Origin of the sequence: Pusillimonas sp. SM2304, from assembly GCF_031628915.1 — a bacterium.
Lineage (GTDB): Bacteria > Pseudomonadota > Gammaproteobacteria > Burkholderiales > Burkholderiaceae_B > Pusillimonas_C.
In genome coordinates, this window is sequence record NZ_JAVLUJ010000003.1 from 427,184 (window position 1) to 449,116 (window position 21,933).

The following is a 21,933-nucleotide window of genomic DNA, read 5'->3' on the forward strand; positions in this document are numbered from 1 at the left end:
GTATTCCTTTCAATCCTTTTGCCACCACGCCCACACCATGACACGCCAGCAACTGCCCATACAGCTTGAAGACTCCAGCCTTTTCAAAACCGATTCCTACATAAACGGCAAGTGGGTCCAGGCGGCCGATCAAAGCACCTTCGCCGTCGACAATCCCGCCACCGGGCAAACCATTGCGCAAGTGGGCAACCTGGATGCCGGCCAGGCCCAGGATGCCATCGACGCGGCCGACCAGGCGTTCAAGGCCTGGCGTGGGCGCACAGGCAAGGAGCGCGCCAACATTCTGCGGAAATGGTTCGACCTGATCATCGCCAACACCGAAGACCTGGCCAGGCTCATGACGCTCGAACAGGGCAAGCCCCTGTCCGAGTCCCGCGGCGAGATCGGCTATGGCGCCTCCTTCGTCGAATGGTTTGCCGAACAGGCCAAGCGCGTCAGCGGCGACATCATGGCTTCGCCCAACAGCGCCAACCGCATGCTGGTGATGCGCGAGCCCATCGGCGTATGCGCCGCCATCACGCCCTGGAACTTCCCTAACGCCATGATCACGCGCAAAGTGGCGCCGGCGCTGGCCGCCGGTTGCACCGTCGTGCTCAAGCCGGCCGAGCAGACGCCCCTGTCGGCGCTGGCGCTGGCGGAGCTGGCCGAACGGGCCGGAATCCCGGCGGGCGTCCTGAACATCATCACCGCCGACAGCGAGCGGTCCATCGCCATCGGCAAGACCCTGTGCGCCAGTCCGGCCGTCAGGAAACTGACGTTCACGGGGTCGACGCCCGTGGGACGCATACTCATGCAGCAAAGCGCGCCCACGGTCAAGAAACTATCGCTCGAACTGGGCGGGCATGCCCCGTTCATCGTGTTCGATGACGCCGACCTGGACGCTGCCGTCGACGGCGCCATGATCGCCAAATACCGCAACGCCGGCCAAACCTGCGTCTGCACCAACCGCATTTATGTGCATGATTCCGTCTACGACGCCTTCATCGAAAAATTCACGGCCAAGGTGGGCGGACTCCAGGTAGGCGACGGCTTCGCCGACAAGGTGGTCCAGGGGCCGCTCATCGACGAAGCCGCGGTTGAAAAAGTCCTTGAGCATGTCAAGGATGCGCTCGCAAAAGGCGCCAAAGTCGACACCGGAGGCCAGCCGCACCAGATGGGCGGACGCTTCTTCCAGCCCACCGTGCTGTCGAACATCAGTGAAGACATGCTCTGCATGCGCGAAGAAACCTTCGGGCCGCTCGCCCCCGTCATCAAGTTCTCCGACGAGAACCATGTCATTGCACTGGCCAACAACACCGAATACGGCCTGGCGGCTTACTTTTACAGCCGCGACGTCAGCCGCATATTCCGGGTGGCCGAGGCGCTGGAATACGGCATGGTCGGGGTCAATACCGGGCTGATCTCGAACGAAGTGGCGCCCTTCGGCGGCGTGAAGCAATCCGGCCTGGGCCGGGAAGGTTCAGTCTACGGCATGGATGATTTCATGGAAATGAAATACGTTTGCCTGGGCGGCATGTAAGCCGGCCAGCGGGCCCCGCTTCACGGCCCGCCCAATCATGCAAAAAGGGCACTCATCGCGAGTGCCCTTTTTATTGCTTCAGCCAGCGGTCAAACCGCCTGTCTAGCTGGCTTCCCGCGATGCGCGGCGGCGCTCGTGTTCTTGCAGGTAGCGCTTGCGCAAACGTATCGACTTTGGCGTCACTTCCACCAGCTCGTCATCCGAGATGAATTCCACCGCGTACTCCAGCGTCAGCTGCACCGGCGGCACCAGGTCGATATGCTCGTCCTTGCCCGAAGAACGGACGTTGGTCAGCTTCTTTTCCTTGATGGGATTGACCACCAGATCGTTGTCGCGGCTGTGGATGCCGATGATCATGCCTTCATACAAAGGCTCCTGCGGCGACACGAACATGCGGCCGCGATCCTGCAATTTCCACAGAGCATAGGCCACCGCGGCGCCTTCGTCCTGGCTGATCAGAACACCATTACGGCGCTCGCCCACGCCGCCTTCGCGCATGGGGGCATAGTCGTCGAAGATATGGCTCATCAGCCCTGTGCCTCGGGTCAGCGTCATGAACTCGCTCTGGAACCCGATCAGGCCACGCGCCGGAATGCGATATTCCAGACGGGTGCGGCCGCGCCCGTCGGCCTGCATGTCCTGCAGGTCGCCCTTGCGGCGGCCCAGTTCTTCCATGACGCCGCCCTGGTGCCCGTCTTCCACGTCGACCGTCAGCAGTTCATAAGGCTCCAGCTTGACGCCGTTCTCTTCCTTGAACATCACGCGCGGACGCGACACCGCCAGTTCATAGCCTTCACGGCGCATGTTTTCCAGCAAGATGGTCAGGTGCAGTTCGCCCCGGCCGCAGACTTCGAAAACGGTGTCGTCGTCGGTATCGTTGACCCGCAGCGCCACATTGGATTTGAGCTCGCGGTCCAGGCGATCCCGCAACTGGCGGCTGGTGACGAACTTGCCTTCGCGGCCTGCCAGCGGCGAGGTGTTGACCATGAAGTTCATGGTCAAGGTGGGCTCGTCGATGCGCAGCATGGGCAAGGCCTCCGGGTGGGCCGGGTCCATGATCGTGCAGCCGATGCCGATATCTTCAATGCCATTGATCAGCACGATGTCGCCGGCCTGGGCCTCTTCGACCTGCTCGCGCTCAAGCCCTTTGAACTTCAACACTTGATTGATGCGGCCCTTGATGGGCTGGCCTTCAGGGCCGAACTTGACGATGACATCCTGGGCGGCGCGGATGCGGCCGCGATTGATGCGGCCCACCCCGATCTTGCCCACGTAAGTGCTGTAATCCAGCGAAATCACCTGCATCTGCAGGGGCGCGTCGGGATTGTCTTCGCGCTGCGGCACGTACTTGAGGATAGCGTCGAACAGCGGACGCATATCGCCTTCGCGCACGTCTTCCGTCAAGCCCGCGTAGCCCGACAGGCCCGAGGCGTAGATGATGGGAAAATCCAGCTGCTCTTCGGTCGCGCCCAGCTTGTCGAACAGGTCGAACGTGGCGTTGATGACAAAGTCGGGACGCGCACCGGGGCGATCGATCTTGTTGACGACCACAATGGGTTTCAGGCCCAGGGCCAGCGCCTTGCGCGTCACGAAACGGGTTTGCGGCATCGGGCCTTCGACCGCATCCACCAGCAGCACCACACCGTCGACCATGGACAGCACACGCTCCACCTCGCCGCCGAAGTCGGCGTGTCCCGGGGTATCGATAATGTTGATATGCGTCCCTTCGTACTGGACGGCACAGTTCTTGGCCAGAATGGTGATGCCGCGTTCTTTCTCGATATCGCCGGAATCCATGACACGCTCGGTCACCTGCTGGTTATCGCGGAACGTACCCGACTGGCGCAGCAACTGATCGACAAGCGTTGTTTTGCCGTGATCGACGTGGGCAATAATGGCCACATTACGCAAAGCGCGATTCATAATTCATCCTTTTGTTTGGTGGTTGCTGGCATCAGGCCGGCGGGCAAGGCATTGATTGCAATTAAAGTGGTTTGAGGAGCAGGCATGGCCTGCAAGGCTTCCAGCCCGATCGCGTCGTCCAGGCTGAACGGACCGACACGCGTGCGCCGCAAAGCCTTCAAATGCGCGCCACAGCCCAGTTGGCGGCCAATATCCTGGGCAAGGGTGCGTATATAAGTGCCCTTGCTGCAGTGAACCAGAATATCGGCCTCAAGCCCGTCGAACTTCAGCAGTTCCAGTTCGTGTATCGTGACTTGCCGGGCGGGGCGATCCAGCTCAATACCCTGGCGCGCATATTCATACAAGGGCTTGCCATCGCGCTTCAAGGCTGAATACATAGGTGGAATCTGCTCTATTTCACCACGAAATTGTGGCAATACGTTTTCCAGTTCCTCTTGCTTCACACCCTGGAACCCAGGCGGCGCCTGGCTCACGATATGGCCGGTCAGGTCGCCCGAGTCGGTCTCTTCACCCAGCCGCAAGGTGGCTATATAGCACTTGTCGGCGTTGAGCAAGTGGTTGGAAAGCTTGGTGGCGCGGCCCAGGCAGCAAACCAGCAGGCCGGTGGCGAAAGGGTCCAGGGTGCCGGTGTGCCCCGCCTTGCGGGCATCCAGGGCCCGTTTGGCGCGCTGCAGGGCGTGATTACTGGACAAACCTTCCGGTTTGTCCAGCAACAGGACACCATCGAGCATCTGCCCGCGTCGGGAAGCCATCGTTTATAAATCCATGCAAAAACGACAGCCCCTATGGCTGTTCGTCGGGGTCCTCGGGTTCCGAGGGCTTGAAAGGTTCGACCTGCGGGCGATTGGCCCGGTCGATCAGTTGCGACAGTTCGATGCCACGGGCGAGCTGGTCGTCGTGGATGAAGCGCAGTGTAGGAACAGTATGAATGTGCAGCAGCTTGAACAGCAGCGAATGCAGCCAGCCGGCTTTTTCAGCCAGCGCCGCGGTGGCCGCTTCCGGCTCGGCCCCCATGACGGTGAAATACACCTTGGCATGCGCGTAGTCGGCCGACAGCTCGACGCCGGTCAGCGTAATCAAGCCGGCGCGCGAGACATCCAGCTCGCGCTGGATCAAGCCGGCCAGATCCTTCTGGATCTGGTCGGCAAGCCGGGTATTGCGCCCCGGATTAGGTTTGGACTTGTGTCGACCCATGGTGATCAGAGCGTCCGGGCGATTTCTTTGATTTCAAAGATTTCAAGCTGGTCGCCGATTTCGATGTCGTTATTGCCCTTGAGGGTAATACCGCAGTCGAAGCCCGACTTGACTTCCTTGACGTCGTCCTTGAAGCGGCGCAGGGAATCGAGCCAGCCCGTCCAGTGCACCACGTGGTTGCGCAGCAGACGCACTTGCGCGTCGCGGCGCACAACGCCGTCGGTGACCATGCAGCCCGCGATATTGCCCACGCGCGACACGTTGTAGACTTCGCGGATTTCGACCATGCCGATGACTTCTTCGCGTTTCTCGGGGGCCAGCATGCCCGACAGCGCATTGCGCACGTCGTCTACCGCATCGTAAATGATGTTGTAGTAGCGCAGGTCGATGCCGTTGCTCTCGGCCAGCTTCTTGGCGCTTTGCTCGGCCCTGACGTTGAAGCCGATGACCACGGCATGGGAAGCGATGGCCAGGTTGACGTCGCTTTCCGAGATGCCGCCGACGGCCGCATGAACGACCTGCACACGCACCTCGTCGGTGGACAGCTTGGTCAGCGAGGACACCAGCGCTTCCTGCGAGCCCTGTACGTCGGTCTTGACGATCAGCGCCAGAGTTTGCACCCCTTCGCCGATGTTGTCGAACATGGACTCGAGCTTGGCGGCCTGCTGGCGCGCCAGCTTGACGTCGCGGAACTTGCCCTGACGGAACAGGGCGATTTCGCGGGCCTTGCGCTCGTCGGCCATGGCGATGACTTCGTCGCCGGCCGCCGGAACCTCGGTCAGGCCCTGGATTTCGACCGGCATGGAAGGACCGGCGCTGTTGACCGGCTTGCCGTTCTCGTTGAGCATGGCGCGGACGCGGCCAAAGCTTGCGCCGGCCAGGACAGCGTCGCCGCGGTTCAGGGTGCCGCTTTGGACCAGAATGGTTGCGACCGGACCACGGCCCTTGTCCAGGCGCGCCTCGATCACAATACCCTTGGCCGGTGCGTCGACCGCTGCGGTCAGTTCAAGGATTTCAGCCTGCAGCAAGACATTTTCCAGCAATTCGTCGATGCCCTGGCCGGTCTTGGCCGACACGCCCACGAAGGGCACATCGCCGCCGTATTCTTCCGGCACGACTTCTTCGGCCACCAGTTCCTGCTTGACCCGCTCGGGGTTGCCGTCCGGCTTGTCGATCTTGGTGATGGCAACGACCAGCGGCACGCCGGCTGCCTTGGCATGGTGAATGGCTTCCTTGGTTTGCGGCATGACGCCGTCGTCCGATGCGACCACCAGAATGACGATGTCGGTGGCCTTGGCGCCGCGCGCACGCATGGCGGTAAAGGCCTCGTGCCCGGGAGTATCGAGGAAGGTCACCTGGCCGCGGTCGGTCTTGACGTTATAGGCGCCGATATGCTGCGTAATGCCGCCCGCCTCGCCCGATGCCACCTTGGTGCGGCGGATATAGTCGAGCAGCGAGGTCTTGCCGTGATCGACGTGACCCATGACGGTCACCACAGGCGCGCGGGGCAGTTCTTCGGCGTCGGGGCCTTCGGCGATGTCAAGGAAGGCCTCGGGATCGTCGAGCTTGGCGGCAATGGCGGTATGACCCAGTTCTTCGACCACAATCATGGCCGTTTCCTGATCGAGCACCTGGTTGATGGTCACCATTTGGCCAAGCTTCATCAGATGCTTGATGACTTCGGCCGCCTTGACGGACATCTTGTGGGCCAGGTCGGCCACCGAAATGGTTTCGGGCACATGGACTTCGCGGGCGATGAATTCGACCGGCTGCACTTCTTTGCGCTCGGGCTGGGCATTGCGGCCGCGGCCACGGGCATTGCCGCCCTTGGCGCCCTTGCCTGCCTTGCCGCCGGCGCGCCAGCCATCGCGGCTGGGGCTGGCCGGAGGCGCATCGGCCTTGGCCGCGGGCTTCTTGCGCCCGCTGTCGTCGGTCCAAGAGGACGACACTTCGGCGGTCTTGATGACTTTCTTGACTTCGCCCGCTTTGCCGTCCTTCTTGGCGCCCTTGGCGCCAGCCGGTTTGTGCAAAGTGCCTGACAGATTACCGGCTTCGGGCTCGGCGGCTTTCAGCACCTTGCGGGGGCGGTTGAGCATTTCACGCAAGGCGGCGGCTTCAGCCTCGGCGGCGCGCCGGGCGCGCTCGCGTTCTTCGTCGACGGGCTCGGGCGCTGGCGCGGCGCGGCGCGCGGCGGTCTTGCCCGAGCGGGCGGCAGCCGGCTTGGCGGCCGCGGCGTCCTCGGCCGGTGCCTGGACTTCCGGTTCTGGCTCGGCGACGGGTTCTGCCGGGGGCTCAGCCGCGACGGCGGGACGGTCGTCAGCCGCGGCGGGCGCCGGAGCGGGTGATTCGGTGGCAGGTTCAACCTGCGGCTGCTCGGCTTCGGCAGGCTCGGCGGGCGACGCACTGGCGGCTTGCTCGTCAGCCTGGGCTGCTTCGGCCGGCGCGGTCTCTGCCTCAGCGGCCTTGGGCTGATCGGCAGCGGGATCCTGGGCAACCGGCGCGTCGGCGGTTTCAACGCCTGGCGCAGGCGCTTCAACCGGCACGCGCTGCTCGACCGGAGAGTCGGCTTGCGTGTCGACCGGGGCCGCGGCAGCGGCTTCCTGGGCCGATTCGGCCGCTTCCTCGGCCCGTCCAGCTTCGTTGACGAGTTCGGCGGGATCGCGCTTGACGAACACGCGCTTCTTTCTCACCTCTACCTGAATCGTGCGCGACCGCCCCGAACCGTCGGCCTGCCGGATTTCAGAGGTTTGACGGCGGGTCAAGGTGATTTTCTTGCCCTCGCTCCCTCCATGGGCGCGGCGCAACGAATCAAGGAGTTTCGCCTTATCCGCGTCGGTGACGGCATCGTCAACCGACTTGAGTTCAACGCCAGCGGAACGCAACTGCTCCAGCAGTACGTTCGCAGGCATTTTCAGTTCAACAGCGAACTGGGCGACGGTGTTACTCGGCATTCGACTCTCTCTTGCTTGCTACTACTATTTCTCAACAAATACACCCTGACTCTGACTTGGCATGCTGGTCAGGCCTCGTCGTCAAACCAGTGGGCTCGCGCACGCATAATCATCTGGCTGGCTTCTTCTTCGGACATGCCGGATATTTCCGACAGTTCGTCAGTGGCCAGCTCTGCCAGATCGTCGAGCGTCAGCACTTCGTTCTCGGCCAGCTTGGCGATCAGTTCAGGCGTAATCCCTTCGACTTCCAGCAGATCCTGTGCAACCGTCTGTACGCGCTCTTCCTGCGCGATGGCTTCGGTCAGCAAGGCGTTGCGGGCCCGGGTGCGCAACTCGTTGATCGTGTCTTCATCGAAGGCTTCGATCTCGAGCAGTTCCTGCAGCGGCACATAGGCGACTTCTTCCAGGCCGGTAAACCCTTCATCGATCAGGATGTCGGCCACTTCTTCATCGACATCGAGCTTGCTGATAAAGGCCTGGCGCAGCTCGGTACGCTCTTCTTCCTGGCGATTCTGGCTTTCTTCCGGCGTCATGATGTTGATCTGCCAGCCGGTCAGCTCGGAAGCCAGCCGTACGTTCTGGCCGCGCGCCCCGATGGCCTTGGGCAGGTTTTCGGCATCGACCACGACATCCATGGCGTGCTTGTCTTCGTCGACCACAATCGATTCGACATGAGCGGGCGCCAGCGCGCCGATCACGAATTCAGCCGGGTCTTCAGCCCACAGCACAATGTCGACCTGTTCGCCGCCGAGTTCGTTGCGCACCGCGGTCACACGCGAACCGCGCATGCCTACGCAGGTGCCAATGGGATCGATACGCTTGTCGTAGGCGATGACGGCGATCTTGGCCCGGACACCCGGGTCGCGGGCGGCCGCCTTGATTTCAAGCAGGCCCTGCTCTATTTCGGGCACTTCGTTCTCGAACAGTTGGCGAATGAATTCGGGCGCCGTACGCGACAGGATGACCTGCTGGCCGCGCGCGGCATGGTCGACCTTCAGCACCCAGGCGCGTATGCGGTCCCCTACCCGGATGTTTTCTTTCGGGATGGTTTCGGTACGCGGCAGCCGGGCTTCGATCTTGCCGGTTTCAATAATGGCATCGCCCTTGTCCATGCGCTTGACGGTGCCCGAAATGATGTTTTCGCCACGCTCGAGGAAATCGTTCAGCACCTGCTCGCGCTCGGCATCGCGTATGCGTTGAAGAATGGCCTGTTTGGCCGCCTGGGCGCCGATCCGGCCGAATTCTTCAGGCTCGAGCGCTTCTTCGATGTACTCGCCCACTTCGATCCCGGGCACGATTTCCTGTGCGTCGGAATACATTTCCTGCTGATCGGGCTCTTGCAGGCCCGCGTCGTCGGGCACAACCAGCCAGCGGCGGTAGCCTTCATGCTCGCCCGTCGTGCGATCAATGGTGACGCGTATATCGGCATCTTCCTTGAAGCGCTTTTTCATGGCGGATGCCAAAGCGTTTTCAAGCGCGCCGAAAACGACCTCGCGCGCTACGTTTTTTTCACGCGCCAAGGCGTCAACCAGTAAAAGAATTTCGCGACTCATCGCTTTTTACCCTTGAAATCGAGAATGGGATCCAGTTTTGCACGTTCAACGTCGTCGAAGGTAAAGTCAAGCACCTGCCCTTCGCCTGAGCCGGTTTCGAGCTCTAGGCCGAACACCGGCGAGACGGACGTATCGGAAGCCGCGTTTTCGGGGACACGAAGCAAACCCACATATACCTTGCGGTTGTCAATGGCCTCGCGCAGCCTGATTTCGACCCGTTCATTGGCGAACCGGATGAAATCGGCAACCTGCCTGAGGGGGCGGTCTATGCCGGGCGAGCCCACTTCAAGACGCTTGTAATCGACGTTTTCAACCTCGAATACGCGCGACAATTGTTTAGAAACCTGTTCGCAGTCTTCAATTCGGACACCGTCGGGGCGATCGATGGTCACGCGCAAAAGCCCGAGCGGGGCGCGTTCAACATCGACAAGCTCGACATCCATGCCAGCCAGGGCCTCTTGTGTCAAAGCGAATATATCTGCCATAAAATCCAAAAAAAATGGGCTGTATACCAGCCCACTGTTACTGCACCCGCGGTAAGCAAAGCGCAGGCTGCAGCATATGCCCTGCGGCACCTGCGCTGCCCAATACCTGCCACCCTAGGCGCATCCGAAAATGTGCCGCTAGTATTGTTAGCCGGGGCAACGGGCCCACACAACAAAAACAATATAGCTGTAAAGCCCTACATTCTAACAGAAATTCAGAAATTTTCCTGTTATGTCTGGGCCTTACACTTAAAAAGCAACACCGGACACGATTCCGTGTCCGGCCTGGGTGCATCAGCGGCCGCGGCCGCCGCCCAGCTTGCCCAAATGCGACTCATGCGCCGACGCGCTGCGGGGCTGCCAGTCGTCGCCATGGGCGGCCGCGCCGCCGCGCGACCGGGAACCGCCCGCCTTCGGCTTTTTCTCGCTTCGCGGCGCGCGCGGCGCAGGCTTGGGGCCACCGGCCTTTGGAGGACGCGCCCCCGGACCTCTTCGGCGCGCATCCGCCGCCGCGCCGCCTTCGGCTCGCGCACCGCCCTCGGGGCGAGCGCCACGGGCCTGCCCGGCCGGTTTCTTGTTCCGGCCGCCCGCTTTATTGCCGCCCGCCGCTTTTCCGCGCCCGCCCGCCGTAGGATGGCCATTGGGCAGCCCGCCGCTGAACATCAGCCCCGTACCGTAGGGGTCCGAGGGATAGGCCTCGCTGGCTGCGCCGCGCTGAATGCGCCCGCCGGACAGCTTGCCGCGCCGGCTGACCTTGGCGCCGTTCATGCCATTGCGCTCCATCGTCCCGAATCCGGGCGGCAAGGCGCTGTCGTGCGATATGGGCTGACGCTCACGCCGTCCGCCCGGCGAACCATCGGCATCATCTTCGCGCAACAAGCCCAATTGCAGCATCAGCGCCGTCACCAGCGTACTGTCGAGCTCTTCCCAGCGCCCCCGGCGCAGATTGCGCGGCAGAACCACTTCGCCGAATCGTGTGCGGATCAGCCGGCTTACCGTCACGCCGGCGGCTTCGAACATACGGCGGACTTCGCGATTGCGCCCTTCTTTCAAGGTCACGCGATACCAGCGGTTGCTGCCTTCGCCCCCCAGATAATCCAGGGAGCCGAACTGGGCAATGCCATCTTCGAGCTGCACGCCTTTAAGCAGGCTGGCCTGCTGCTCTTCGCCCAGCTCGCCCAGCACGCGCACGGCGTACTCGCGCTCCGCGCCGTAGCGCGGGTGCATCAGACGGTTGGCCAGGTCGCCGGACGTCGTCAAGATAAGAAGGCCCTCGGTGTTCAGATCAAGACGCCCCACCGACAGCCATTTGCCCACACGCATCTTGGGCAGGCGGGCGAATACGGTGGCACGCCCTTCCGGGTCATCGTGGCTGACGATTTCACCCGCCGGCTTGTGATAAAGAATGATGCGCGGCGGCTTCTTGGCATTGGGACGCGTCACCGGCCGTCCGTTGACCCGCACCTGGTCGTTGGGGCCGACACGCTGCCCGATATGGGCAGGCTCGCCATTGACCGATACGCGTCCAGCAACAATCAGCTCTTCCATTTCACGGCGCGAGCCCACGCCCGCATCCGCCAGCACCTTGTGCAGCTTGGGCATCAACGCATCGCTGTTCAGGTATTTGCCCAGGCGCTGTGAAATCGGCGCGGCGCTATCCAGATAGGTCAAGGCCTGCTCCGCCTCTTTTTCGCTCTCGAGGCTTTCTACGTGCCGCGGACTTTGCCCGCGTGCTTTGCCGCCCTGCCCTTCGCCTGTTTTTTTCTCTACAGCCGGCGCGTCGGCGCCAGCCGTCTTGCGACGGCGCGGGTTCCGGGCCGGCTTGGCCGCAGCCCGCGGCGCAGCCGCAGGGCCGGCGTCGGCATCCGCTGCCTGAGCGACCGGCTGGGCGGCCTCGTCTGCCGGCGCGTCAGGCTGCGCATCGCCGCGCCGGCGCCGAAACGGCGTCCGCAGCTTGCGGCCGCGGCCACGCGGCGCAGCCGCCTTGGTGTCGTCACCCGCTTGATCGGCGCCTGAAGGCGCCGGCACATCGTGTGTGCTCGAGCCCAATTCTTCGTTCATGTCACTCATTTTCTTTCTGGTACTCCATGTGAATCTCTTCTATTTCTGTGTCTGCTGACTCGCCAGAGGCGGCTTCCAACGATTCGTCAGCGGCAGCTTCCACCGATTCGCTTGCTTCTGCTTGCGTCAACTCGCCTGCGACGGCGTCCACCGGTTCGCCGGCGGCGGCTTCCGTCACCTCTTCGAACTCGAGTCCCGCCAGCGCCACGACCGCGTCCTGCGTTTCGAGCTCGGGCAGGTCATCCAGCGCTTTCAGTCCCAGGTCATCCAGGAACTGCCGGGTCGTGCCCAGCAAGGCCGGCCGGCCCGGGGCGTCGCGATAGCCAAGCACCTCGATCCAGCCGCGATCCTCGAGCGTACGTATGATTTGCGATGACACCGTCACGCCGCGAATATCTTCGATATCGCCCCGGGTCACCGGCTGCCGCCACGCAATGATGGCCAGGGTCTCAAGCACGGCCCGCGAGTATCGGGGCGGCTTTTCGGGATGAAGGCGGGCCAGATAGCGCTGCATGTCGGGCCGGCTCTGGAATCGCCAGCCGCCTGCCAGGGCAACCAGCTCGAGTCCTTTTTCGGCCCAATTCTGCTGCAGCACAGCCAGATGCCGGCGCAGATCGTCGGGGGAAAGTTCCTCTGTCGCAAACAGTTTGCGCAGCTCGGGCAGGGGCATGGGTTCGTCCGCGCACAAAAGCGCTGTTTCCAGAACGCGGATGATCTCGGTTTCAGTCATCAATGTAGGGCTATTTGTCTTAAAAGTTGCACAAAATTCTTGTATGGGTTAATATCATTTTCTTCAGACGCGGGGTGGAGCAGTCTGGCAGCTCGTCGGGCTCATAACCCGAAGGTCACAGGTTCAAATCCTGTCCCCGCAACCAGATTTCCAGAACGGGCCAATTGCCAAAAGCAATTGGCCCGTTTTGTTTGGCTTGCATTGTTGGCCTGATTGTTTTTTGGCCCGATGCGCTTTGGCTCGATGAACGTTGAGCCGACGAACGCCGACCCGATGAACGTTGACCCGATACGTGTTTGAGCTGATTCCTGGCCCCGCGCCGGGCCTGCTTTGTTGACCTGCGGATTCCCGCCGATTTCATGTCCCGCCTGCATCCATCCCGCCGCCACGGCGGCGCCGGAAACAAACGCGTGCTTTAGCCTGGCCGCGCACCATCGTCCGTAAACAGCACACGCCACGCACAGCAGGCGCATGATCGGATCCGCCGGCAGTTGTCTGCCAAGCCTATCGAGAAAGGGTGTGAGCCGGCACAGCGCATACGCACGACGTTGGTGCGATTCGCCTGTCTGGTCCGTGCCGGATTGATACGGGATATCAGCCATTATTCCTATTTCAATAAGCAGCTTGATGCCCTGGGCTGCGTCCGGCCCGAGGCCTGATCGCAGACGTGCAACAAACGACTGTGAAATATGTGATTCAAGCGCTTTTGGTTCGCCAAAGACACCCGCCCGCATGGGACATGCCGCCTGGCGCAAGCAAAAGACGTTTGCTTAAAAATTATTCAATTTATATTGCGATGGCCGGCGAGCATGGAATCATCGCGGGCCTGAACCAGCAGGCGCTTGTACACATTCTTAATATAAAAAACCCGTGTAGTCAGCGTGACATCGAAGTATGGCAGCGATGCAGCCAGCCTGGTGGCAGTAATGGGTTCATTACACCATCTGCCGGGATGCAATGCAACAATTCACTGGATAAAGTTGCCATCTGACGACAATATTCTGGCGCCGCCCGGCAACATCGCATGAATCCGGTCCACCAGGCCGGCCTCATCGACACCGCGGAAGATCAGCACCAGCACCGACGCGCCCGCGGCCGATGCCTCTTGTTCTTCGGGGCCGGGACCGCGCCGCGGCGCAGCCGCTTCGGGCTCGATGGCCTCGATGGGATAGAGCTGCTGATGCACCGCATGCACCGCGAAGACACCCGGCTCGCCCTGAAAATGGATTTTGCCTTTCAAACGCAACATCCCCTCCGGGGCCAGCAAGCCGGGCATGGCGCGGTTGAACGCCGGGCGGTCCAGGGGCCGCTCCCACCTCATCGTCACGACGCCCACCCCGGTATGCACGGGCGCCGGCCGGCCGGCGACACGGTCCGCCCATGCGTGGGCGCCGCCCCGGCGCGGCATGCCGCCTTGTCGTTCGGACGCCATGCGCAACAAGGCGCCGGGACTGGGCAAGGCTTGCATCCGATACTGCAGGGCGCCCGGATTGATGCGCGCCAGCGCAGCCTGCAGGGCCGCAAGCGTATCCGGGCCGGCCAGATCGGCTTTGCTCAGGACGAACACATCCGCCAACACGGCCTGCTGCGCCGCTTCCGGCTGCGATTGCAGTTGCGCGGCGCCATGCAGGCCATCCACCACCGTGATGCATCCGGCATAGGCATAGCGGTCGGCCAAAAAGCGCTCGTATTGCAGGGTATACATAATGGGCGCCGGGTCGGCAATGCCGGTGGTCTCGATCACCAGCGCGGAAAACGGCGGAATTTTCCTGTGCAGCGCATCCAGGAACAGACGCTGCAAGGCATTCACCAGGTCGCCCCGCACGGCGCAGCAAATGCAGCCCGACTCCAGCAGCACCATATGGTCGTCAAGCTGCACAAAGCGCTCGTGATCCAGGCCGATATCGCCCAGCTCGTTGATCAGCACCACAATGCGCGACGGTGCGAACGCGGCGGCCGGGTCCGGCGCACTATCGTTCAACAGGCGGTTGAGCAGCGTGGTTTTGCCGCTGCCCAGGAAACCTGACACCACCGTTACGGGTATTTTCCCGCCCATGCACTACACTCCCCATGAAGCCAACCCTTAAGTACAGCCAGACAGCCTTGCCAGTCACATTCAGCCTAGCACGACGCCTTGAAGATATTAACCCCGAGCAATGGAACCGGCTGGCGGGCGACCAGCCTTTCGTCCAGCATGCCTTCCTGCTGGCGCTGGACCAGACGGGATGCGCCACCGCCGCAACGGGATGGGCGCCGCATTACCTGCTGATGCATCGCGATGGCGCGCTGGCAGGCGCCTTGCCCCTGTATTTGAAATCCCATTCCCGCGGCGAATATGTGTTTGATCATGCCTGGGCGCATGCTTTCGAGCGGCATGGCCTGGATTATTATCCCAAGCTGCTCTCGGCCATCCCCTTCACCCCCGTAACGGGCCCAAGGCTGCTGGCCGGCGAGCATGCGGACCGGGTTCTGCTGGCCCGCGAAGCGATCCAGCTATGCCGGCAGCACGGATTGTCATCGCTGCATATTCTTTTCCCCGCCGAACATGAACAGGCGGCGCTGGCCGAGGCGGGCTTCCGCTTCCGGTACAACGTTCAGTTCCACTGGACCAATCAGGGCTATGCGCAGATGGCGGACTTTCTGGCCAGCCTGAATCAGCAGAAAAGAAAGAAGCTCAAGCAGGATCGCAAGAAATCGGCGCAGGCGGGGGTTCGTTTCAAATGGCTGCAAGGCAAAGAGATCGATGACAAGGCCCTGGCTTTCTTCTACCGGTGCTACGAGCAGACGTATTGGGAACACGGCAACGCCCCTTATCTGAGCATGGCCTTTTTCGAGCAGCTCAGAACCCATCTGGCCGACTGCATGGTCATCATACTGGCCGAACAGGACGGCGAGCCGGTGGCGGCAGCGCTGAACATCCGTGGCGGCCAGGCCCTGTACGGCCGCTATTGGGGCAGCCTGCGTTTTATACCCGGCCTGCACTTCGAGACTTGCTATATGCAAGGCATTGAATTTTGCATCGCCCATGGGCTTGCCGTCTTTGAAGGCGGAGCCCAGGGCGAACACAAACTTGCGCGCGGGCTGCTGCCCGTCAAGACCTATTCGGCGCACTGGGTTTCAGACGACCGCTTTGCCCTGGCGATCGACGATTACCTGGCTCAGGAATCGCCCGCCGTCGGCGCCTATCTGGATGCGCTGCTGGATCACACGCCTTTCAAGCCCGGCCCGGGCTGACGATTGGCCGCGGGTTCACCACACCACAAAAAACAGCACCCAGGCGGCACAGAACGGCGCCGTACCCAGCGCCACGGCCAGCAAAGCCAGCACCCGCCTCGGCAAGGCGTTCGTGCGCAAGCCCGTCATGCGCCAGACCAGCCGCAGGCTCCAGAGCATGGCCAGGCCCAGCAAGGCAAAACGCGCGGCGGGCGCCCAGGCCGTGCTCATGCCTTCGTGCCGCAACAGCGTCAGCGTCGTGGCTGAAAGCCCCAGGAAAACACCCGCTCCCGCCGCAGGAATCAGGCCCTGGGCCAGCTTGTGCACGCCGCTGAAAACACCCTGGAGCGGATTGCCGGCCGATTTGACATGCGGCGCGGACGCCGGGACCAGGCAGCGGTCCGCCACCCACAAGCCCAGCAAGACCGGGCCGCCCAGGCACAGCGCCGCCGCGGCAATGAATGTCAGCACGACGCCGCCATCCAGCCAGCTGAAACTGTCGTTGACTTCGGGGTAATGGGTCAGCACAAACCAGGGCGCGTTCTGCGCCAGGGGCCAGTAGATGTCATGGTCGATCAGCCAGGCGGCCTCGGCCTGCTTGAGCTGGACGAACCACGGGCTGGCGCTCCACAAGAAAGCCCCCACCGCCAACCCCATCAGGCCAAAAACAATCAGCGCCGTCTGCCATGCATCGCCGCTGGCAATCCGCAAGACCTCTGACTCGGGAGAGCGCAGCGTCAGCCGGATGGCCCCCCGATAATCGCTGCAGCGCCCGCACATATGGCAATCGGACGCCCCCTGCATATGCCGCAAAGGCACCAGCGGCGCGCAGTTGATGGCGCGGGTGCGCCGCTGGGGATGGCGCCAGGCCTCTTCGTCCACCTGATAGTGCCAGGGCGCCAGCTTGGCCAGCAGGCCGAACACCCCGTTGACCGGACACAAGTATTTGCACCAGACCCGCTTGCTCCGGCCATAACGCCAGCCCACCAGCATGGCAGCGGCGGTGGACCCGCCCAGCACAGCCAGCACGGCCCAGGGATACTGATAGACACTGACCAACTGGCCGTAAATGGTGGTCAGCGAAAAAGCCACAAAAGGCCAGCCGCCCCAACGCATCCATTTAGGGATGGCCTTGCTCTGCCCCCATTCGCTGGCCCACTCCGACAACATTCCCTCCGGACAGAACCAGCCGCACCAGGCGCGTCCAAACAAAGGCATGGACAGCAATACGAAGGGCCACCAGATCCCCCAGAAGGCGAACTGCGCGAAAACCGTCAGGTTGTTCAACACCGATGCCGTGCGGTCCGGCAGGGGCAACACAGCCGGCACAATCAGGAGCACCAGATAGAAGGCCACGATCACCCATTGCAGCCCACGCAACAGGGGCGCGTGGTCGCGCAGAAAGTCGCCAAAGCTGGCCAGGCCCGATTGCCATCGCGGTGTCATGGGTAGCCGCCTACGCCGTGCTGGCTGACGGACGCCCGGCGCGCGCAGCCTGCGCGGCGGCCCGTTTCAGCAACAGATAGACGCCCATCCAGTACGCCATCCAGATCAGCAACTGAGACAGCGCGGGGTAATCGCGATAGCCGGCGAAATCAGCCAGAATCTTTCCAGGCCCGCCGCTGCTGTCCAGCAGCCAGGAACTGTCCCATATCGGGTCCACCAGGGTGGGCAGCGCGCCAAGCGAAATCAGGCGGTCCAGGCCGCTTACCAGCAAGGCGCTGGCCAGCAGCAGCAACAGGATTTCCGTCAACCGGAAGAAACGGCGCCACGTAATCAGCCGGCCGCCCAGTTGCAAAAGCCAGAACGAGGCCAGCGCCGCCAAAAAACCCAGGCACCCGGCCAGCACCAGGCTGCCTGCCGACCCGTTGGCGGCGCCCGCCGAAATACTGCCGTACAGGAACACCACGGTTTCGCTGCCTTCCCGGGCCACCGCGATCATGACCAGGGTCAGCAGCCCCCACCAGTTCGACTCGGACACGGAGCGGCTGACACCGCCTTCCAGTTCATGCTTCAGCGTGCGGCCGTGGCGCCTCATCCAGACCACCATTTGCACGACCAGCACGCAGGCAAGCAGCGCCATCAGCGCCTGAAACCATTCCTGCCCTTCGGCCGGCAGCCATGACGAAACCCCCAGCAAGACCAGCGCCAGCATGACCGCGAGCACCAAACCCGCTGCCACGCCGCCCCATAGCCAGGGCAAGCCTTTGCGGCCTTCCGGGCTGGCGCGCAGCCAGGTGAAAAGAATACCGACGATCAGCAGCGCCTCGACACTTTCACGCCAGACGATGACAGCGACTTGTTCCATGATGGGTGGCGGTTCAGGGCTTGGGCAGCACGACCAGCGTGCCTTTTATGTTCTGGTGGAAATCATCGAAGAAGGGATACTCGCCAGGCCGTGAAATCGTGATCACAACGAAGGACTTGACCCCGGGCCCCATGACTTTTTCGGTACGCAGCGGCAGGCTTTCGAACTCGACCGGCTCCTTGCTCTCGTTGATGAGCACAAGCTTGAAGCGCCCCGCAGGCACGTCGAGGCGGGCGGGCTCAAATGTGCCGTCAGGCTTGAAGACCAGCGTAAAGGTCGGCAATTCCGCCGCCAGGGCGGTCGCGCTGCCCGCTGCCGCCAGGCATATGGCCGCCAGGCAACGGCCCAGTCCAGACATCAATAACCGCCCTTCTTGCCGGTGCCCGCAAAGACAAAATCGTAATGCAGCTCGAAGGGATCGAACCAGGGGGCGACCCCTGTTTCCTTGTCGACGTGCCTGCCGAAGTGATTCATTTTTCCGGCGTCGGGCGAAGCAACGGAAAACGTAAGCTGGTACTTGCCCGGGCCGTCCAGCTTGACGTTATCCCCGTAATGCGGGCCGTCATTGGCTACCATGGGCATCAGTTCCCCCTTGTGAACCTGATCGCTGCCCGCTTTCTGCAGGGCATAATGAACGACCAGGTAAGGCGCCCACGCCCCTTCGGGCAAACCGTTCTTGTTGTCGGCTGTAGCGTGGATATCGGCTTCAAGGTGGATGTCGGAGTCGCGCGTATCGCGCATCAGCCCTGCAGGCTCCATCTGGACGGGCTGCAGATAGACGGCAGCGACCTCAAGGCCGTGCTGTTCCGATGGCTGGCCTATGGGATATTCGGCCGCTGCGGCCGTCATCGTCAGGCCCATCCCGAGCAGTATTGTCAACCCATGCCGTTTCATCCCTGCAAGCTCCATAAACAAGATTGGTTCTCATTATGAAACCAAGGGACTTACAGGCGTCTGAAAAGGCTTATTTTTTTGTGTCTTTGGGCGGGACCGGGTTGAACGGAAACACGGAAAACATATTGCGCGTCTGGTCCTGCATCTGATCCTGCATCTGGACAAACAGGTTTTTGCTTTGATCGACGTAGTTGTTCATCATGTTCTGCAAAACAGGGGTTTGCACATTCATGAACTGGGCCCAGGCCTCGGGGCCGAACTGGGTTCCGTACAGCCCTTTGGACTGTTCGGCCATGCGATCCTGGATATCGATGAAGGCCTGGATATTTTTTTCCAGGTAGGAGCCCATCACCCCCTGCATGGCGTGGCCGTAGAAACGGATGATCTGCGACAGCGCCGTGGGCGAAAACATGGGGACGCCCCCGCTTTCTTCTTCAAGAATGATTTGCAGCAGGATGCTGCGGGTCAGGTCGTCACCCGATTTGGCGTCGACAACCTGAAACTCCTCGCAGTCAAGCACCAGTTGCTTGACATCGGACAGCGTGATGTAAGCACTGGTGCGTGTGTCGTAAAGCCGCCTGTTGGGATATTTTTTGATCAGGCGGGTAGAGCTTGTTGCTTGAGATTGCGTCATGAGTTAAGGCCGAATACGTGAACGGGAAACCGACAAACAGGATGGACAAGCCGCGTTGTCCGGCAATCTACCCCATATGCAGCCCACCGTTCAAGGAAAAGTCCGCGCCGGTGGCAAAACCCGATTCGTCGGATGCCAGCCATGCCACGATGGAACCGATTTCCTCGGGTGTGCCAAGGCGTTTTACAGGAATGGTGGCGACGATCTTTTCGAGCACGTCGGGGCGGATGGCGCGGACCATGTCAGTGCCAATATACCCCGGGGAGATTGTATTGACGGTGACCCCCTTGCTGGCAACCTCTTGGGCCAGGGCCATGGTGAAGCCATGTATCCCGGCCTTGGCCGTCGAATAATTGGTTTGGCCGAACTGCCCTTTCTGGCCGTTGACCGAACTGATATTGATAATACGCCCCCACTGCCTGTCGACCATGCCTTCGATGACCTGCTTGGTCACATTGAACAGGCTGTTCAGATTGGTGTCGATGACAGCGCGCCAGTCTTCCTGGCTCATTTTCCGGAAGAGGCCGTCGCGGGTGATGCCGGCATTATTGACCAGCACATCGACCGGCCCGAGATTATCGCGGATCTGCTCGAAAGCGGTCACGGTGGATTCCCAGTCGGATACGTTTCCGACGGAAGCATGAAACTTGTAGCCCAGCGCCGCCTGCTCATCGAGCCACTGCTTGAAATTGCGGCTGGGGCCGCAGCCGGCGACAACGGTGTAGCCTTCTTTTGCCAGACGCTGGCATATGGACGTGCCTATGCCCCCCATTCCCCCTGTCACGTAAGCCAGTTTTCCACTCATGTTGTTCTCCTTTGAATATCTCTGAATTACGCTCGCACCGCAACGTAGCTGCCGGGTGCTTGTTCAAGGGGCGGGTAGCGGGTGTTGCCGGGTTTTGCCGGCGCCCGCTGCATGGCCCCTGAATGCGAAGCCAGCCAGTTGGTCCAGTCGGGCCACCAACTGCCGGCATGTTCGTCGGCCGCCGCCAGCCAGCTTTCGGGATCGCCCGGCATGTCGGCATGCGGGCTGGGCGCTTCGTGCGCCCAATAGCAGCGGCGCTTCTTGGCGGGCGGATTGATGACCCCCGCGATGTGGCCCGAGGCGCCCAGGACGAAGCGCATGGGGCCGCGCAATATGTTGCTTGTGGCGTACGCGGCATGCCAGGGCACGATGTGGTCGTCGCGCGAGCCGTAAATGTAGACAGGCATGGTCAAGGCGCTGAGATCGAGCGGGTAGCCGTCGACCTTGACCCGCCCCGGCACTTTCAGGTTGTTTTCCAGATAGGTATTGCGGAAATACCAGGCGAAAAAAGGCCCGGGCAGATTCGTGCCATCGGCATTCCAGTACAGCAGGTCGAAGGCAGGCGGCGCCTCGCCCTTCATGTAGTTGCCCACGACGTAATTCCAGACGAGCTCGCTGGGACGCAAAAAGGAAAATGTAGTCCCCAGTTCGCGGGCGGACATCAGGCCGCCTGCGCCCAGCTGGCGCTCGCGCGCCTGGGCGTGGCATTCATCGACGAAGACATCGAGCACGCCGGTTTCCTCGAAATCGAGCAGCGTAGTCAGCAAGGTCAGCGCGCCGACGGGATCTTTTCCTTGCGCATGAGCCAACGCAAGCGCCGAAGCCAGCAAGGTTCCGCCGACGCAAAAGCCCAGGGCGTTGACCTGCTTTTGCCGCGAGATGGCGCAGGCCACGTCCAGGGCCTGCAACACGCCATGCTGAAGATAGTCGGCCCAGGTGGCGGTATCGATGCCGTCATCGTCGGCGGCAGCCGGATTGCGCCACGAGACCAGAAAAACCGTAAAGCCCTGCTCGACGGCATGCCTGACGAAAGAGTTCTCGGGCTGGAGGTCGAGAATATAGAACTTGTTGATGCACGGCGGAACCAGCACCAGGGGAATCTTGTGCACCTTGCCGGTGGCGGGCGCGTATTGAATGAGTTGCATCAAGGCGTTCTGGTACACCACGGCCCCCGGTGTCACGGCAATATTCTTGCCCAGTTCGAAGCGGGATTCGTCGGATTGGCTGAGCCGCCCCTTTTGCATGTCTTCGAACAGATTCTGCACACCCTTGCGCAAAGACTGCCCATTGCTTTCGATCAGCGCCTGCTGGACATCGGGATTGGTGGTCATGAAATTGGAGGGCGAAACCGCCTCGATCCATTGCATGACGGCAAAGCGCAAGCGGTTGCGTACGGATTCGCTGACCTGCACTGCATCGACCATTTGGTTCAGCGCCCTGGCCGACAGCAGGTAGGTGTGCGCCGTCATGAGCAAGGGCGTGTTGGCGGCCCAGGCCTTCGAGGCGAAACGGCGATCGGCGGGAGGTTCGAGCAAGCCGTGCTGGGCGCTTTCGGCGATGCGCAGCCATTCACGCGCAAACTCTGCCTGGATTTCCGCGAGCTTGTCAGGCGCTACGCTTACCGGTACCGGCCATTCTGACGAAAACGGTTTACTCACGATTC

At 61.9% G+C, this 21,933-nt stretch carries 18 protein-coding genes, 1 tRNA gene and 1 pseudogene; 4 read left to right on the forward strand and 16 right to left on the reverse strand.

Annotated features, from left to right (window positions below; genetic code table 11):
* The first annotated feature begins 37 nt into the window (after positions 1-37).
* Positions 38-1,519 carry an NAD-dependent succinate-semialdehyde dehydrogenase gene (locus RE432_RS16890; RefSeq protein ID WP_310934690.1) on the forward strand — a complete coding sequence of 494 codons (1,482 nt, stop codon included), beginning with the start codon at positions 38-40 and terminating at the stop codon, positions 1,517-1,519.
* A 102-nt stretch (positions 1,520-1,621) separates the two neighbouring features.
* Here RE432_RS16890 and typA read toward each other — a convergent pair whose 3' ends face one another.
* From typA to scpB, 8 genes and pseudogenes are all read right to left on the reverse strand, one after another.
* Positions 1,622-3,442 carry a translational GTPase TypA gene (gene typA, locus RE432_RS16895; protein ID WP_310934692.1) on the reverse strand — a complete coding sequence of 607 codons (1,821 nt, stop codon included), beginning with the start codon at positions 3,440-3,442 and terminating at the stop codon, positions 1,622-1,624.
* Positions 3,439-4,194 (reverse strand): tRNA pseudouridine(55) synthase TruB, encoded by a 756-nt coding sequence (gene truB, locus RE432_RS16900; protein ID WP_310934693.1) that lies wholly within the window; start codon positions 4,192-4,194, stop codon positions 3,439-3,441. Before truB ends, typA begins: the two co-directional genes overlap by 4 nt.
* Positions 4,195-4,225: 31 nt before the next feature.
* Positions 4,226-4,636 (reverse strand): 30S ribosome-binding factor RbfA, encoded by a 411-nt coding sequence (gene rbfA / locus RE432_RS16905; RefSeq protein WP_310934694.1) that lies wholly within the window; start codon positions 4,634-4,636, stop codon positions 4,226-4,228.
* 5 nt (positions 4,637-4,641) lie between these two features.
* A complete protein-coding gene (infB, locus tag RE432_RS16910; RefSeq protein ID WP_310934695.1) occupies positions 4,642-7,587 on the reverse strand; it encodes a translation initiation factor IF-2 in 2,946 nt (981 codons plus the stop codon).
* Between the two features lie 68 nt (positions 7,588-7,655).
* Positions 7,656-9,140, reverse strand: a complete 1,485-nt coding sequence (gene nusA, locus RE432_RS16915) for a transcription termination factor NusA (protein ID WP_310934696.1) — start codon at positions 9,138-9,140, stop codon at positions 7,656-7,658.
* Complete coding sequence (gene rimP, locus RE432_RS16920) at positions 9,137-9,625, reverse strand: ribosome maturation factor RimP (RefSeq protein ID WP_310934697.1); 489 nt, start codon at positions 9,623-9,625, stop codon at positions 9,137-9,139. The genes nusA and rimP overlap by 4 nt, the downstream gene beginning before the upstream one ends.
* Positions 9,626-9,919: 294 nt before the next feature.
* Entirely contained in the window at positions 9,920-11,695 is a 1,776-nt protein-coding gene (locus RE432_RS16925; protein ID WP_310934698.1) for a pseudouridine synthase, read from the reverse strand.
* A gap of 1 nt (position 11,696) precedes the next feature.
* A pseudogene (gene scpB / locus RE432_RS16930) lies at positions 11,697-12,416 on the reverse strand (SMC-Scp complex subunit ScpB); the annotation flags it as partial.
* Between the two features lie 68 nt (positions 12,417-12,484).
* Here scpB and RE432_RS16935 point away from each other — a divergent pair.
* Together RE432_RS16935 and RE432_RS16940 are read left to right on the forward strand one after the other, a co-directional pair.
* Positions 12,485-12,561: transfer RNA gene (locus tag RE432_RS16935), tRNA-Met, on the forward strand.
* Between the two features lie 522 nt (positions 12,562-13,083).
* Positions 13,084-13,407, forward strand: coding sequence for a hypothetical protein (locus tag RE432_RS16940; protein ID WP_310934699.1), 324 nt, complete (start codon positions 13,084-13,086; stop codon positions 13,405-13,407).
* On the opposite strand, the gene RE432_RS16945 is transcribed toward RE432_RS16940, so the two are convergent.
* On the reverse strand, positions 13,384-14,472 hold the full coding sequence (locus RE432_RS16945; RefSeq protein WP_310934700.1) for a GTP-binding protein: 1,089 nt from the start codon (positions 14,470-14,472) through the stop codon (positions 13,384-13,386). The two genes, RE432_RS16940 and RE432_RS16945, sit on opposite strands and share 24 nt — an antisense overlap.
* Before the next feature lie 14 nt (positions 14,473-14,486).
* Here RE432_RS16945 and RE432_RS16950 point away from each other — a divergent pair, with 14 nt between their 5' ends.
* Positions 14,487-15,650, forward strand: a complete 1,164-nt coding sequence (locus RE432_RS16950; protein WP_310934701.1) for a GNAT family N-acetyltransferase — start codon at positions 14,487-14,489, stop codon at positions 15,648-15,650.
* A 15-nt stretch (positions 15,651-15,665) separates the two neighbouring features.
* Here the strand turns inward: RE432_RS16950 and RE432_RS16955 are convergent, their stop codons facing one another.
* The 7 genes from RE432_RS16955 to RE432_RS16985 form a co-directional block, all read right to left on the reverse strand.
* Positions 15,666-17,075, reverse strand: coding sequence for a 4Fe-4S binding protein (locus RE432_RS16955; protein WP_310934702.1), 1,410 nt, complete (start codon positions 17,073-17,075; stop codon positions 15,666-15,668).
* 10 nt (positions 17,076-17,085) lie between these two features.
* A complete protein-coding gene (locus tag RE432_RS16960; protein WP_310934703.1) occupies positions 17,086-17,937 on the reverse strand; it encodes an FTR1 family protein in 852 nt (283 codons plus the stop codon).
* 13 nt (positions 17,938-17,950) lie between these two features.
* A complete protein-coding gene (locus tag RE432_RS16965; RefSeq protein WP_310934705.1) occupies positions 17,951-18,295 on the reverse strand; it encodes a cupredoxin domain-containing protein in 345 nt (114 codons plus the stop codon).
* On the reverse strand, positions 18,295-18,831 hold the full coding sequence (locus tag RE432_RS16970) for an iron transporter (RefSeq protein ID WP_310934706.1): 537 nt from the start codon (positions 18,829-18,831) through the stop codon (positions 18,295-18,297). The genes RE432_RS16965 and RE432_RS16970 overlap by 1 nt, the downstream gene beginning before the upstream one ends.
* A 70-nt stretch (positions 18,832-18,901) precedes the next feature.
* On the reverse strand, positions 18,902-19,465 hold the full coding sequence (phaR, locus tag RE432_RS16975) for a polyhydroxyalkanoate synthesis repressor PhaR (protein WP_310934708.1): 564 nt from the start codon (positions 19,463-19,465) through the stop codon (positions 18,902-18,904).
* Between the two features lie 67 nt (positions 19,466-19,532).
* Positions 19,533-20,270, reverse strand: coding sequence for an acetoacetyl-CoA reductase (phbB, locus tag RE432_RS16980; RefSeq protein WP_310934709.1), 738 nt, complete (start codon positions 20,268-20,270; stop codon positions 19,533-19,535).
* A 26-nt stretch (positions 20,271-20,296) separates the two neighbouring features.
* Positions 20,297-21,928 carry a class I poly(R)-hydroxyalkanoic acid synthase gene (locus tag RE432_RS16985; protein WP_310934710.1) on the reverse strand — a complete coding sequence of 544 codons (1,632 nt, stop codon included), beginning with the start codon at positions 21,926-21,928 and terminating at the stop codon, positions 20,297-20,299.
* Between the last annotated feature and the right edge of the window lie 5 nt (positions 21,929-21,933).

Excerpts from the sequence above, each read along its gene's own strand:
- RE432_RS16890 (WP_310934690.1), top strand. The coding sequence starts at position 38 with ATGACACGCCAGCAACTGCCCATACAGCTTGAAGACTCCAGCCTTTTC.
- typA (WP_310934692.1), bottom strand. The coding sequence starts at position 3,442 with ATGAATCGCGCTTTGCGTAATGTGGCCATTATTGCCCACGTCGATCAC.
- truB (WP_310934693.1), bottom strand. The coding sequence starts at position 4,194 with ATGGCTTCCCGACGCGGGCAGATGCTCGATGGTGTCCTGTTGCTGGAC.
- rbfA (WP_310934694.1), bottom strand. The coding sequence starts at position 4,636 with ATGGGTCGACACAAGTCCAAACCTAATCCGGGGCGCAATACCCGGCTT.
- infB (WP_310934695.1), bottom strand. The coding sequence starts at position 7,587 with ATGCCGAGTAACACCGTCGCCCAGTTCGCTGTTGAACTGAAAATGCCT.
- nusA (WP_310934696.1), bottom strand. The coding sequence starts at position 9,140 with ATGAGTCGCGAAATTCTTTTACTGGTTGACGCCTTGGCGCGTGAAAAA.
- rimP (WP_310934697.1), bottom strand. The coding sequence starts at position 9,625 with ATGGCAGATATATTCGCTTTGACACAAGAGGCCCTGGCTGGCATGGAT.
- RE432_RS16925 (WP_310934698.1), bottom strand. The coding sequence starts at position 11,695 with ATGAGTGACATGAACGAAGAATTGGGCTCGAGCACACACGATGTGCCG.
- RE432_RS16945 (WP_310934700.1), bottom strand. The coding sequence starts at position 14,472 with ATGGGCGGGAAAATACCCGTAACGGTGGTGTCAGGTTTCCTGGGCAGC.
- RE432_RS16950 (WP_310934701.1), top strand. The coding sequence starts at position 14,487 with ATGAAGCCAACCCTTAAGTACAGCCAGACAGCCTTGCCAGTCACATTC.
- RE432_RS16955 (WP_310934702.1), bottom strand. The coding sequence starts at position 17,075 with ATGACACCGCGATGGCAATCGGGCCTGGCCAGCTTTGGCGACTTTCTG.
- RE432_RS16960 (WP_310934703.1), bottom strand. The coding sequence starts at position 17,937 with ATGGAACAAGTCGCTGTCATCGTCTGGCGTGAAAGTGTCGAGGCGCTG.
- RE432_RS16965 (WP_310934705.1), bottom strand. The coding sequence starts at position 18,295 with ATGTCTGGACTGGGCCGTTGCCTGGCGGCCATATGCCTGGCGGCAGCG.
- RE432_RS16970 (WP_310934706.1), bottom strand. The coding sequence starts at position 18,831 with ATGAAACGGCATGGGTTGACAATACTGCTCGGGATGGGCCTGACGATG.
- phaR (WP_310934708.1), bottom strand. The coding sequence starts at position 19,465 with ATGACGCAATCTCAAGCAACAAGCTCTACCCGCCTGATCAAAAAATAT.
- phbB (WP_310934709.1), bottom strand. The coding sequence starts at position 20,270 with ATGAGTGGAAAACTGGCTTACGTGACAGGGGGAATGGGGGGCATAGGC.